Origin of the sequence: Calothrix sp. NIES-2098 (genome assembly GCF_963875125.1) — a bacterium.
Classification (GTDB): domain Bacteria; phylum Cyanobacteriota; class Cyanobacteriia; order Cyanobacteriales; family Nostocaceae; genus Aulosira.
In genome coordinates, this window is sequence record NZ_CAWNKJ010000001.1 from 6,633,957 (window position 1) to 6,647,348 (window position 13,392).

General features: G+C 41.4%; 11 protein-coding genes. 10 read left to right on the forward strand and 1 reads right to left on the reverse strand.

All coding sequences use genetic code 11. The features are described from left to right. Nucleotides 1-150 precede the first annotated feature (150 nt). Complete coding sequence (locus tag AACU33_RS27745; RefSeq protein WP_096592853.1) at nucleotides 151-3,528, reverse strand: ATP-binding protein; 3,378 nt, start codon at nucleotides 3,526-3,528, stop codon at nucleotides 151-153. A gap of 666 nt (nucleotides 3,529-4,194) precedes the next feature. Here AACU33_RS27745 and AACU33_RS27750 point away from each other — a divergent pair. The 10 genes from AACU33_RS27750 to AACU33_RS27795 all read left to right on the forward strand — a co-directional run bounded on the left by AACU33_RS27750 (nucleotide 4,195) and on the right by AACU33_RS27795 (nucleotide 13,314). Beyond that, complete coding sequence (locus AACU33_RS27750; RefSeq protein WP_096592855.1) at nucleotides 4,195-4,776, forward strand: KaiA family protein; 582 nt, start codon at nucleotides 4,195-4,197, stop codon at nucleotides 4,774-4,776. Between the two features lie 100 nt (nucleotides 4,777-4,876). Next, a complete protein-coding gene (gene kaiB, locus AACU33_RS27755) occupies nucleotides 4,877-5,191 on the forward strand; it encodes a circadian clock protein KaiB (RefSeq protein ID WP_096592857.1) in 315 nt (104 codons plus the stop codon). A 250-nt stretch (nucleotides 5,192-5,441) separates the two neighbouring features. Beyond that, nucleotides 5,442-7,004, forward strand: coding sequence for a circadian clock protein KaiC (gene kaiC / locus AACU33_RS27760; protein ID WP_096592860.1), 1,563 nt, complete (start codon nucleotides 5,442-5,444; stop codon nucleotides 7,002-7,004). 103 nt (nucleotides 7,005-7,107) lie between these two features. After that, nucleotides 7,108-9,378 (forward strand): TolC family protein, encoded by a 2,271-nt coding sequence (locus AACU33_RS27765; protein ID WP_096592862.1) that lies wholly within the window; start codon nucleotides 7,108-7,110, stop codon nucleotides 9,376-9,378. A gap of 314 nt (nucleotides 9,379-9,692) precedes the next feature. Beyond that, nucleotides 9,693-10,070, forward strand: a complete 378-nt coding sequence (locus tag AACU33_RS27770) for a hypothetical protein (protein ID WP_096592865.1) — start codon at nucleotides 9,693-9,695, stop codon at nucleotides 10,068-10,070. Nucleotides 10,071-10,245: 175 nt separating this feature from the next. Next, complete coding sequence (locus AACU33_RS27775) at nucleotides 10,246-10,752, forward strand: hypothetical protein (protein WP_096592867.1); 507 nt, start codon at nucleotides 10,246-10,248, stop codon at nucleotides 10,750-10,752. An 84-nt stretch (nucleotides 10,753-10,836) separates the two neighbouring features. After that, a complete protein-coding gene (locus tag AACU33_RS27780; protein ID WP_339376329.1) occupies nucleotides 10,837-10,998 on the forward strand; it encodes a hypothetical protein in 162 nt (53 codons plus the stop codon). A gap of 37 nt (nucleotides 10,999-11,035) precedes the next feature. After that, the gene (locus AACU33_RS27785; RefSeq protein ID WP_096592870.1) at nucleotides 11,036-11,815 is read left to right on the forward strand and encodes a photosystem II S4 domain protein; all 780 of its coding nucleotides are present in this window, start codon (nucleotides 11,036-11,038) and stop codon (nucleotides 11,813-11,815) included. A 158-nt stretch (nucleotides 11,816-11,973) separates the two neighbouring features. Next, nucleotides 11,974-12,759, forward strand: a complete 786-nt coding sequence (locus tag AACU33_RS27790; protein ID WP_096592873.1) for a hypothetical protein — start codon at nucleotides 11,974-11,976, stop codon at nucleotides 12,757-12,759. Between the two features lie 174 nt (nucleotides 12,760-12,933). Beyond that, nucleotides 12,934-13,314 (forward strand): calcium-binding protein, encoded by a 381-nt coding sequence (locus AACU33_RS27795; RefSeq protein WP_096592875.1) that lies wholly within the window; start codon nucleotides 12,934-12,936, stop codon nucleotides 13,312-13,314. Nucleotides 13,315-13,392 lie beyond the last annotated feature (78 nt).

Genomic DNA, 13,392 nt, shown 5'->3' on the forward strand with positions numbered 1-13,392 from the left:
AACTCCGTTCACGAGGCTTTGAACTCCGTTAATGAGTCTTTTAGCTCCATTAATGAGTCTTGGAACTCGGTTAACCAGCCTTTTAGCTCCGTTAATGAGTCTTTGAGCCTGAAAGTTCAAGCTTGACCAATGACCAATGACCAATGACAATTAAAGCTTTTCCTCGTGAGGATTGGCACTCAAAGCTTGATGTACCTCGTTTAACAAGTCTTCCATTGAAATTGAGCGAGGTAAAATTTGGGCAGAAATCTCATTCGCTATATTTTCTAGAGTTTCCCAGCTATTCTTTTTTTGTTTCTCAATTAATTGCTGAGAGATTTTAGACTGAGAATGGGCGATCGCTTGCGCACGATTCAATCTCCGATCGAGTACTAAAATTGGTGGCAAATTGAAAGGTAAATCTCCCAATGCTTTCAATGCTTTGAGTACTTCTTTATGAATAGAAGATTCGCTCAAGCAGATGAGCAACAAATCTACACTTTGATGGCGAATTTGTTGTAATACTTCTGTCCAACAACTACCCATTGCGGCTTTTAAACCTGCTGTTTGCAGATATTGAATTAAAGCTTGAAACCACTCCGATCCTCTTTCTTCACTATTCAGCGATGAGTTTTTTTGCTTGCGTCTTACCTGGGGCAAATCTCGTAACATTGTGACATCCACCACTAAAATATTTGGTGGACAACATATACCAGCAGCAATTTGCAGCACTGATAATAAAGCATCAGGTTTGCTGCTACTGCTATTGTTGTCTTTGCCTAATGGTTGTAAGCAGGGAAATACAGACAAACCAGGTATTTGAGAAGCTGCTAAGGTAGTGATAACATCGCAAGTCACTAAAGGTAAGGCCGCCAATCGCGGGTGCTGACTGAGTTGTTGCAGGTAAGTTTGGGCGGTAGGGCTTTCTACATCCAGCAAAACTACATCAAACTGCCAAACTCTCGCCAAAAGTTCTGCCTGATCTAAGTCATCTACTTCGATAACTCGGTGTTCTCGCAATAAAGAGTGGGGATTAATTGATTCCAACTCTGGATTGACCAATCTCAAAATTCGCAGTGGGGTTGTGCTAACGGAAGTTTCATTACTGTCTAATCCCGATTGCTGAGTTGTTGGTGTAGCACATAGACTTTCTAATAGTGGTGCTAACGCCTGAGACTGTACGGGTAGGCTTAAGAAACCATCAGCGCGATTGGCAAATGCTTGCTCCTTTTCTGCGCCTGTCGCTGTCACAATTAAGGGAATGTGGCGAGTTGCAGGATCGGATTTGACTAAGGTCAGTACATCCCATCCCGATAATAAAGGTAGTAAGGGATTTAAGAATACAGCTTTTGGTTGCAGGCGTCGAGCTTTTTCTACGGCCTCTGTGCCAGAGCGAGCAATCACTACGCGATATCCTAAAGCTTTGAGTTGTTCGGTTAAGTCTTCAATATACCGAGCTACTGCCTCAACTACCAACACCAACCTTTGTGATGACACCGAATGATGTTGTGCAGATGTGTTGACTCGCTGACGCGCTGATGGAGTTAAGCTTCTTGTATTAGTATTAACTGTTTCAATATCTTCATCTTCTATATTTTCTTCTTCTTGCTCGGTAAAGCTTGTTTTAGGAGGGCTAGGTGGTAACAGCAGTGTAAATTGGCTACCTTTACCTTCCCGCGACAAGAAGCTGACATCACCACCGTGGAGGCGTGCTAAAGCTCTAGTGAGTACTAGTCCTAAACCTGTGCCTTCAAATTGGCGAGTCAGGGGATTTTCTAGTTGTTGAAATTTTTGAAATATTAAATGTTGCTGGTGTTCTGGAATGCCAATACCTGTATCCCAGACTGTAAAAGCAATCCACCCTTCCCAATGACTCACCTTTAAGCCAATTTCGCCGGAGACTTCAGTAAACTTAAAGGCATTAGAAAGCAGATGTACCAACATTTGTCGCAGACGTAATTCATCCGCTACCATCTGCTTGATTCCTGGTTCAATTGTCAGCGAGAAGCGATGATCGCCAGAACTTTCTACTTGAGTTTGGCTGGCAGCTTTGGTTTTACCTGTTTGCGTGTGAATAGCTTTGGCTTCAGATAAAGCGCGATCGCACACGGCAAGAATATTCACTGGAGCTAGGGTCAGATTCATCTGCCCTGTTTCCATGCGAGTTAAATCTAAAATGTCATTGACTACACTCATCAAATGCCGTCCGCTTTGATGAATCAGTCCAGCATAACGGGCTTGACGTTCGTTTAATTCCCCTAACTGGCGATCGACTAACAATCGCGATAATCCTAATACCGCAGTCAAAGGGGTCTTGAGTTCATGACTAATGCAAGCTAAAAACTCATCTTTTAACCGATTCAATTGAATTAGATCGGCATTTTTCGCTGCCAATTCTTTACACAGCTGCTGTTGCTCGGTCACATCAGTAGCTAACACTAGCCACAGATCGTTACTAGCAAGTCCTGATTCTGGATTAGCCAGCGTCATTTCTGACTCAGCATTCAAGAATTTCAATTCCGTACTATCTAAAGAAATTTTGGCAAACTGCCAAACTCGCTCTTGACCATTTTGCACTTCCACAATGCAGGTGCAAGTACCTCCTTGACTATCCCAAAAACACTGATTGGATGTAGTCGCTGTACTTTGCTCGTACAGGTTGTTTGTAGGTAAGGAGGTAGATTGCAACCGACCAACCACACTTTTCTGTTGTAGTGATAAGCCATTATCTCCGGAATGCAGTTTGAATTGTTCTCCCAAACTATGCCCATTTCCTGTTACATAGGGCTGATTTTTCTGGGCTTTTTGTGTGGCATATTCTGGCTGTTTGGTTAAAGAGGAGGCAAGTATCCTTTCTACTTGTTTTCTGACTCCTTCGGGATCTTTTAACACTCCCAATTGCTGCCACCATGCTGGATTTTGTGCTACCACCTCGCCATTACCAGTTTGTAGCATCAAAGGCCAGGGCAAGCGTTCTAACAATTGCACTAGTGGCTTATATAGAGCTTGCTGCTGATTGAGTATTTGTGCTTGTGAGTAAGTTGCCATCGCCACATCGGTTTGGCTGGCTTCCGTTGTGTAATCTTGAGCATCGCCAAAAGATACTGCATCAATTGCTACTTTTTCCCTAGCTAACAATCGCAACAACCTTGAGCTATCTAGCAAACCCAAAAATTTGCCGTCGGAGTCAATGAGTGCCCAATCTAAATTATTATGGTTAATTTGAGTTTGTTGATAACGCAAAAACAAGCTAAATTGCTCTACCCGTTCGGCGGCGGGGATGGTTTGGATTGGCTCAATCAGCGCTTGATCGGAATTTGATAATGGCTGCTGTAAAGAAAAGCGATCGCCACTAGCTGCTGCCAGCAATTTTTGGGTCAACCTGGCAGAGTGCAGCAACCCAATCGGGCATTGCTGCTGATTTACTATTACCACGCGATCGCACTGCTCTTGCTCAAAAATTTCCAGCACTATTGCCAGAGTACTTGTTTCTACGCAGATAGGTACGGTTGCTAGAAAGTCATAAAGCGGGTACTGTAGCATTGACATAAGGCTTCGGGGTTCATTCTTCCTCTGGAAGCCTCTGGACTCAGCATCACCGTTGGATTTGATGGCGCTCATGCCTGAAGCAATATCCTTTAAGAAGACTCTTATAAAAAATTCTCTTTACAATTCCAATGCTATTGAAATAACGGGCATAGCCCTTACTAACGCTTGCTTGGGTCTATTGATTTTCATTGCGGCTATTTCCCTTTGCCGCATTCTACTCCGGGCGACAATTTTTCACCAGTGTTCTGACTGGTATTGAAAAACCTCCTCGATAGCAATAGCTAAAACAATTATGGCTCTAAAAATTCGCTTTAGAACCTTGAGGAATTATAATGATTTAGAATGCGACAATCCTTTAAGTTCGTTTAAGTATCTTATCAAGGAGCGAAATAAAAAAATCTGTATTTAGATAGATATACATATGAAGATCGTCAACTAACTACAGCACCCTCTCCAAAAAGCGCCTCAACAAAAATTTACTAAGTCTTCTGACTTACTATTTGCATCAGCTTTTTGAGTTTTAGAAACTTGGGCTGTCATCAATTAACCTTTTGGAGTGCATTCATTCAGCTTAACTCAATACCGGGATGAGCCTACAACTCCATCTTGCACTGACCGATCTCGATCAACTTGGTCAAAAAGATCAAGGAGAAGTATAAACTAAAAATGTTATTACCAATATTAATTTTTCCAGCAAATGTTCAAAAATATTTATATAAGCAACCAACCTTAGCCATTAAAGAAATATTAACTAAGTGGATAAAGAATTTGGTTTTCGGCACTAGCAGTAACCAGCTTTTATTCCTATCTTTGAATACGATTGATGTTAATCATATTAATTATCTAAGAAAGTGGTTTCTATTCAACCTTAATGAAATATCCACTCAAAAATATAGCTATGTATTCGCATCTTATAAGCAAAAACACCAGAGTTTTCAGCAGATGGATAAAGATGATCGAGAAGCTTTGTTAAAAGAAATTAAATCCAATTACCGAGAAATACTTATAAATTACTTTACCACAGAGAAAACATTAAAAGAAAAAATTGATAAATTCATCAATGTAGTATTTTGTGCTAATATTCCTGTGCCGCAAATCATAGAAATACACATGGAGATAATTGAAGAACTTGCCAAACAGCTAAGATTAGAAGGCAGGAGCGACGAAGCACTACTAGATTACCGTCTGACATTAATAGATATTCTGGCTCACCTGTGTGAAACTTATAGGTGTTCGATATATAAATAAAGTAAATGAATATAAGTTCAAATTGGCAACAGCCACCACCCTTCTCTGACAATAGGCAAACGTGTCCTATATTTTTATCCCAAGTCTAGCCTGTACCTTTATGAATCAAGCCAGAAAGACGTATGTTCTGAAGCTATACGTGGCCGGGAACACACCTAACTCAATACGGGCATTAAAAACACTAAAAGATATTTTAGACCAAGAGTTTAAAGGTGTTTATGCTTTAAAAGTCATAGATGTTCTCAAAAGCCCACAACTAGCAGAAGAGGATAAGATATTAGCCACACCAACATTGTCGAAAATTTTGCCTCCTCCAGTTCGCAAGATTATTGGCGATCTTTCAGACAGAGAAAGAGTATTGATTGGATTGGATTTACTTTATGAAGAACTGAGTGAAGAAGGTTGGGAAGAGTAAAAGAACGCTCAAGTATAAAGTATGAAGTATGAAGTCACCTGTTTCATGCACGAATTAGCTAGAAATTGTGAAGAAAATCAAAAAAATCTGATTTTATCTTTGATTCAGATGCCAAGCACATACTAAAGTTCTGCTTCTGCTTTACACTCCCGACTTCTTTAGTAAAATATTTAAGCGTTAAGAATTTGATGAGAAAGTATAAACATTAGTAAAAGGAAACCTGGGTTTAATACCCCTTTATTAGCTAGCAATGATTGAAAAAGAGCAACCAGAGCAAATTAAAACACCGTTAATTGGGGGTGTTGAAAAAATCCGCACAATGATTGAGGGCTTTGACGATATTAGTCATGGCGGTTTACCTATTGGGCGAACTACCTTAGTCAGTGGAACCTCAGGAACAGGCAAAACTTTATTATCTCTACAGTTTCTTTATAACGGTATCACGTACTTTGATGAACCAGGGGTATTTGTTACTTTTGAAGAATCACCCAGCGATATTATCAAAAATGCCTATATTTTTGGGTGGAATTTGCAACGTTTAATTGACGAAGGCAAATTGTTTATTCTTGATGCTTCGCCAGATCCTGAAGGTCAAGATATCGTCGGTAACTTTGACCTTTCGGCATTGATTGAACGTTTGCAATATGCAATTCGCAAATATAAAGCCAGGCGCGTTTCAATTGATTCGATCACAGCAGTATTTCAGCAATATGAAGCGATGGGAGTCGTGCGGCGAGAAATTTTTCGCCTCGTAGCAAGGCTGAAACAGCTGAGTGTCACGACTGTAATTACCACCGAACGTAGCGAAGAATACGGGCCAGTAGCTTCTTTTGGTGTGGAAGAATTTGTTTCCGATAATGTAGTGATAGTCCGCAACGTTTTGGAAGGAGAACGTCGCCGCCGCACAATTGAAATTCTCAAATTGCGCGGTACAACTCATATGAAAGGCGAATATCCTTTTACTATTACTAATGAAGGAGTCAATATCTTCCCATTAGGAGCAATGCGCTTGACTCAAAGGTCTTCTAATGTCAGGGTGTCTTCTGGTGTCAAAACCTTAGATCAAATGTGTGGTGGTGGTTTCTTTAAAGATTCAATTATTTTGGCAACAGGAGCCACCGGTACTGGTAAAACCTTATTAGTCAGCAAATTTATCCAAGATGGCTGCTTGAATGGCGAGCAAGCAATATTATTCGCCTATGAAGAATCACGCGCTCAACTTTCTCGTAATGCTTCTTCTTGGGGAATTGATTTTGAAGAATTAGAACGCCAAGGTTTACTGAAAATTATCTGTACCTATCCGGAATCAACTGGTTTAGAAGACCACCTACAAATTATTAAGTCAGAAATTGCTGTTTTCAAGCCAGCGCGGATTGCAATTGACTCGCTTTCCGCGCTAGCTAGAGGTGTTAGCAATAATGCATTCCGACAGTTTGTAATCGGTGTTACAGGTTACGCTAAACAAGAAGAAATTACTGGATTTTTTACCAATACAACCGATCAATTTATGGGGTCGCATTCCATCACTGACTCTCATATTTCCACAATTACTGACACAATCTTGATGTTGCAGTATGTAGAAATTCGTGGTGAAATGTCGCGGGCAATTAATGTATTCAAAATGCGGGGATCGTGGCATGATAAAGGTATCCGCGAGTACAATATTACCGCCGACGGTCCAGAAATTAAAGATTCCTTCAGGAATTATGAAAGAATTGTAAGTGGTGCTCCTACCCGCGTTAGTATCGATGAAAAGGCGGAACTTTCTCGCATAGTTAAACGTTTTGAAGATAAGCAGAGTTCCGATTCCTAAATTTGGTATCGTACTATATTCTCTTCTTAATTTAGTGTCGTGCTATATTCTGTGGTGAAGAAAAGTTTTCTGCCGCTAGATTGATTTTGTGTGAGGGGATGCGGTGAAAGGACAGCAATTATTCCATAGTTTCTTGCCTGGCGTAACAGTAGCAGTGTTAACAACCCAGCCCGCTTGGGCTGGTACTGTGAAAGTAAATAGGGTACAATCGGCGTCTTCTCCTAGTGTTTTGACTTCTAATTATGGTCGAACCTTGGTTGCGGAGGTCACAAACACACAAATACCCTACATAGCAGACCGTAAGTTTTCAAGTTTAGTAACTTCAAGTAATTGGATGTCACTGAATGCGAAACCTTTAAGTCATCACAGTACATTAATACTAAAAGCAGGAAATGCTAGTTCGATAAAATCACAAATAGTTAGGGAAAATCAAGGTATATTTGATAGTTTGTCACCTAACTCTTTTCCTGCGCAACCTTCAGATTTGAATGCTTCTGTTAACAGAGAACAAAAACAGAAGAACTCAGCTAATTCTGGACAGCAATTAGAGAAGATCGTCGTTCCTACTTTTGACTCCAAACCTATTGCTGCCCAGCAAAACAATTTGCTGTTATCTGCTTCACAGCAACCCAAAACTCAGAAGAAAAATTTTAATACTCAGTTGCAGGCAGTTGTACCATCTGCAATCAACAATACAAGTTCGGCAAAGCTGTTAGCAATAACCACTTGTTCGCAGCAAAAAGGAACAGCTTCTTTAATGCTGAATGGAACTTGTACGCCAAGAATGGCTGCACGGGATTTAGTGGCTCAGGGTAATACGATAACTACGCCGGGAAAATCGACTCCTGCACCTGGTAGTTCTTTGCAAATTCCCACCGTACCAGGAACCACAAACTCTACGCCTGGTAGTTCTTTGCAAATTCCTACAGTACCAGGAACCACAAACTCTACACCTGGTAATTCTTTGCAAATTCCCACCATACCAGGAACTACAAATTCCACACCTGCTGGTGCTGTTCAAGTTCCAGAGAATTTGATTCCTAACCCCAATCCTCTGCAATATCCTACAAAACCAGAGGAAGTAAAGGTTCAAGGAAATCAGCCAATTACTTTAGCACAAGCTTTGGAGTTAGCAAGACGCAACAATCGACAGATACAGGTAACTCAATTGGAGCTAGAGCGTAGTCGAGCAGCGCTACGAGAAGCACAAGCTGCCCTATTTCCCAATCTAGGTCTTAGTACTGATATTACACGCGAGCGTACTGTTTCGGATACCTATCGGGTAAAAGTTCAAGAGCAGCAACAAGAAGGGCTACCGCCTGCATTCCGTCAACCCATTGATCCTGCTCCTAGCAATACAAATTTTAATGGTCAAGCACAACTTTCATACGACATCTACACTTCTGGGAGACGGCAAGCTAACATTAGGGCGGCTGAGGAACAGGTTCGCTTTAATGAGTTGGCTTTAGAGAATCAGTTTGAGGAAATCCGGCTGAGTGTCTCTACAGACTATTACAATCTGCAACAACGCGATGAAGAAGTACGCATTGCCCAGTCGGCTGTAACGAATGCCCAGGCTAGTTTGCGGGATGCGGAAGCTTTAGAGCGTGCTGGGGTAGGTACTAGGTTCGATGTGCTGCGTTCTCAGGTGAATTTAGCTAATTCGCAACAAGATTTAACTACTGCTGTTTCCTTGCAGCAAATCGCTCGCCGTCAGTTAGCGGCTCGGTTGAGTTTGCCACAGTCAGTGAATATTAGTGCCGCAGACCCGGTAAGATTAGCTGGCCTTTGGAACCAGACATTAGAACAAAGTATTGTGCTAGCTTTTCAAAACCGTCCTGATTTGCAACAACAATTGGCACAACGCAACATCAACGAGCAACAACGACGGCAAGCTTTAGCAGGACTAGGCCCGCAGGTGAGTTTGGTTGCTAGCTACCAACTTTTCGATCAGTTTAATGATGATATTAGTGTTGCCGATGGTTACTCGGTAGGAGTGAGGGCAACCCTGAATTTGTTTGATGGAGGAGCAGCAAGGGCAAGGGCAGCGCAAGCAAGAGCTAATATTGCGATCGCAGAAACTCAATTTGCTGACCTCCGTAACCAAGTCAGGTTTGAGGTTGAACAGTCCTATTCCACTCAGCAATCTAATTTGCAGAACGTTCAAACCGCTAACGCGGCTCTCGAACAAGCCAGAGAAGCTTTACGTTTAGCACGGTTGCGTTTCCAAGCTGGTGTAGGTACTCAAACTGATGTGATTAACTCGGAAAATGATTTGACAAGAGCTGAAGGTAATCGCGTGCGGGCAATTTTGGATTACAACCGCGCATTGGCTCAATTACAACGCTCTGTCACCACCAGGGCATTCCGTTAAGAGTCATTAGTCGTTAGTCATTTATCCTTTGTATGAGTACTAATGACTATTGACTCAGGAACTAAAAATTTAAATTTCTCCCTCAAAACCTAGCGTTGTCTAGTATTTTATATTACTTACTCTTGCTTCTGTAAGTTGGCAAATGGGCTTCTAAGTAAGTAGATTTTCAGGAATCTAAATTTTTAAATAGCAAAAATATACCTAAATTTACCAAAGTATAAAGTTTCTCAATTGAAAACCAGTTTCTCAGTGAATAATCCATCTAATTTGGAATAACATAGCTGAGTATTTAATTACTGGCCGATCGCAAACTTATGACTACAGTAACATCACAAGAAATTGCACAGTTTCGCTCTCAATTAACAGATAACACCATAGCAATGGAAGTGCTGGATTTAATTGAGGATTGTGAGGGAGATTTAGAAGATGCGGCTATGAGCCTGGCGATTAAAGCGGGACAAAAACCAGAAAGAGCAAATTCAGAATGGCTAGATGCTTTAGCTAGAAAGTGGCGTGCTGTGATTTGCGAACAGGAATTTCGGGCAGATTTACAGAGTGGCTCAGTTCAAAAGATGATGGACTACCTCTATACAATGCCGACATTTCCTAAGATTTTGGCAGTACCAGTTTTGCTTTATGTTCTCAAACAAGGTGTCAACGATTTTTGCGAACCGTTGGATGCGCTCAAGTAATATTTGATATAGCAAGGTATAAATTATACAGGGAGCAGCCCCAGGAATAATCAAGCGATCAATTTTGATTTAACTCTTGATGCTGATGATTTTGGCTGAGGCACAAGATTGATTTGACCAGCACTGGTACGCTGTTAATTAAGGCAATTTTTTCCAAAACACTCTTGTTCAATCAATGAATTACCTTGTTGCTGTATTACCAGACCGTATCCAAGCTGAAGCTGCTTACTTAGCTTTAGAAAAAGAGTCCATCAAAAGTACTATCCTCGGTAAAGGTTACAAAACTGCGGATGAGTTTGGCTTAATCGATCCTAAAGAACAAGCCAAAAAGCAAGCAAAGCTCATGGCATTCTGGTTAGTACCATTCGGTTTTTTTGCAGGTTTTACCTTTAGCTTGATTACCGGCTTAGATACCTTTGCTTGGGCTGGAGAAATTGGCAATCACATTGTCGGGGGAATATTGGGTGCTATAAGTGGCGCTATGGGTAGCGTGGTTGTTGGTGGCGGAGTCGGTTTAATTGCAGGTAGTGGCGATGCTTTACCCTATCGCAACCGCTTAGATATTGGTAAGTATCTGATAGTAGTTCAGGGTTCTGAAACTCTCACCCGGCAAGCAACCCGCATTTTACGTCAGTTTGAGCCAGAGAATATCCAGGGTTATGCAGATACTACTAGTGCCTAAGCAATTCCATATCAAGAAGCTTAAGTAAAGTATGCACTACAGCGTGTAGTATTGTGTAGTTTAAAAGTCTACAAGCTGAGTAATGTGTCGCAGATTACAACACTACGCCTTAAGTTACGGCCTTGTGCTTTAGAGGTGAAGGTGCGATCGCATCATCCGCCTGATTATCCAACTGCACCGAGTTTGCAATGGCAGATGACGCTAGAATCGAACAGTAGTCATGAGTCAATAGTCAATAATGCTTAATTGTTGGCTTGCAACTCACAACTCATAATTTTTGAGAATGTTGCCCAGAGAAGAACTTTTAAAAAGTGTTGAAAATCGAGATAGTGTAGCTCGTGTTATCGATCAAGCGGAACAAGCAATCAAAACTTGGGAAGTTGTTTTGACAGATTTTCTATCTCCCCCAGAATTAGCAGAAATTCAACGAGCGTTCAGTCGGCTAACAGAGGTGCAATTGGTAGCTTGGGGTGGATATCCCCAAGCAGAACGCCAAAGATTAGCGATCGCTCGTTCCGAAATGCCTTTAGATCCATCCCAAGTCGCTTTGGCTGCATTAGAAATTGCCGGTAATTTCTTGTTTGATACCGCCACACACCGCGACTTTTTAGGCGCAATGCTGGGAACGGGAATCGTCCGAGAAAAAACCGGGGATATTATTGTTTTGGGCGAACGCGGCGCACAGGCAATTGTCGCACCAGAGTTGACAGAATTTTTAGAGATGAATCTCAAACAGGTGCGATCGGTTCCGGTAAAAACCCAGCGAATTGAGTTTAGCGAGTTAAAGGTTCGAGAACCCAAGAAAAAAGAATTAACCACTGTTGAGGCTTCTTTGAGGTTGGATGCGATCGCCTCTGCGGGTTTTGGCATGTCCCGCAGCAAAATGGTCGATTTAATCGACTCCGGTGATGTCCGCGTCAATTGGAAGGAAGTCTCTCAAGCGAGTTCTCAAGTCAAAACAGGAGACTTAATCGCCATTCGCGGTAAAGGACGCTTAGAAGTTGGGGAAGTGGCTGTTACTAAAAAAGACCGTTACCGAGTTCAATTAACCAGGTATATGTAAAATGCTTACGGCGACTGACAAAGCTCATACAGTCAGTCGCCTAATCACTGCAAAAGTATGCCAAACTCTTCCTCTGTTGTGGTTGCTCGATCGCCAAATACCAAATACTATCCTAGAAATAAGAACTAGCGAGATGCGGCAATGGGGAGGATCGAGGGATGGGCGAGATACCTCAAATAGGCATAAATTTTCCTGAAGGAATTTGGCAACGCTTTCAACAAGGGAAACATCTTGTCCGTGATAGCGTTAATACCCTAACCAACTCAGCACAGCAAGCAGGCCAGTCTTTCCAAGAAACTGTAAATCAAGCTAGCGATAGCGCAATTAATACAGTTACAACTAGCTGGGAACAAACTAAAAGTTCTGTAGAACAAAGTTTGCAAACTGCTGAACAAATTAAGAGTTCAACATCGGTAGCAGTTCAAACAGCGATCGCTTCTTCGATGAGTGATTGGCTAGCACAACACCCGGCATTTCTGAGGCTAGTTCAGCTGCTGAGTTGGGCAACTAATCACCCGATTATTAGTTGTGTAATGCTGGTATTTATCCTGGCTCTCGCCTGGAGTACGATTAAAGCGATCGTGCGCTTGATTGAGATAGCTAGTTGGTCAATTCTGCAACTGCCAATAAAATTACTTCAGTCTTTGATCGAAGTTAGCTTCATATCCTTGAGGAAATTTGCTAGTTTTGCTGTGCAAAAAATGACCAGCACTTTACCCAATGAAAAAAATTCAACTTTACTACCAATAAATACTCAAGTTATCTATGAAGATAAACAGCAAAGATTGGCAGAAATCTCCCATCGGCTAGAGGAAATTCAAAAAGAACAGCATGAGCTTTTACAAGAAGCAGCTGAAATAATTGCTGCTGACAAAATCAATCTAAAAATTGAAGAAGTTTCATTAAGAAGTAGTCCAAATTACACTGTTATTCAAGGGCAGTAAGTTAAATAGCTAAAATTCACCGTAATTTTATGGTAAGTGTTTGTTACTGTTAAACTCTATCTAGCTTGTGAGGCAACGGTAGATGATGAGGCGAAAAAACACAAAACCAATTGACAGGCGATCGCCAAAAAGGTATACATATTTGAAAATTTATCCTAAGCAAGTCTAGATTTTATGCCTAGTGTTGAACTCGATCAAAACCGAGAGCATCGCATTGAAAACGAAATCATTGTCGATGCTGAAGACAAAGAGGAACGAGCGATGGGTTGGTACTACTACCTTGACGATACTCTTAACTTTCCCTTTATGGCCAAGTGGACAAAAAAGGGACGTAAATCGTCAGCACCTCAAGAAAAGCAGGTCGAAGTTTTGGGAATGGCACCTGAGGATGAGTGTGAAAAGGATATGTTTGTAGAAGTGGTCTATCCTGATGGCAAAGATGAAGATGTATTTTCAGCACGGCTATCGGAAATAGAAGCAATTAATGCTGATGAAGAAACTCAAGAAGCACTTGCCGATTGGCAATATTGGCTTGCTAGAGGATATAAGTTTTAAAAGTTAACTTTCTATTACCCGGAGCCAATTAGACGTACTCTTAAAGAATGCTGGTATCAGTCTGCAAACCATCTTTGA

Coding starts and splice junctions, on each gene's coding strand:
- AACU33_RS27775 (WP_096592867.1), top strand. CDS start 10,246: ATGAATTACCTTGTTGCTGTATTACCAGACCGTATCCAAGCTGAAGCT.
- AACU33_RS27770 (WP_096592865.1), top strand. CDS start 9,693: ATGACTACAGTAACATCACAAGAAATTGCACAGTTTCGCTCTCAATTA.
- kaiC (WP_096592860.1), top strand. CDS start 5,442: ATGATTGAAAAAGAGCAACCAGAGCAAATTAAAACACCGTTAATTGGG.
- AACU33_RS27750 (WP_096592855.1), top strand. CDS start 4,195: ATGTTATTACCAATATTAATTTTTCCAGCAAATGTTCAAAAATATTTA.
- kaiB (WP_096592857.1), top strand. CDS start 4,877: ATGAATCAAGCCAGAAAGACGTATGTTCTGAAGCTATACGTGGCCGGG.
- AACU33_RS27790 (WP_096592873.1), top strand. CDS start 11,974: ATGGGCGAGATACCTCAAATAGGCATAAATTTTCCTGAAGGAATTTGG.
- AACU33_RS27785 (WP_096592870.1), top strand. CDS start 11,036: ATGTTGCCCAGAGAAGAACTTTTAAAAAGTGTTGAAAATCGAGATAGT.
- AACU33_RS27795 (WP_096592875.1), top strand. CDS start 12,934: ATGCCTAGTGTTGAACTCGATCAAAACCGAGAGCATCGCATTGAAAAC.
- AACU33_RS27745 (WP_096592853.1), bottom strand. CDS start 3,528: ATGTCAATGCTACAGTACCCGCTTTATGACTTTCTAGCAACCGTACCT.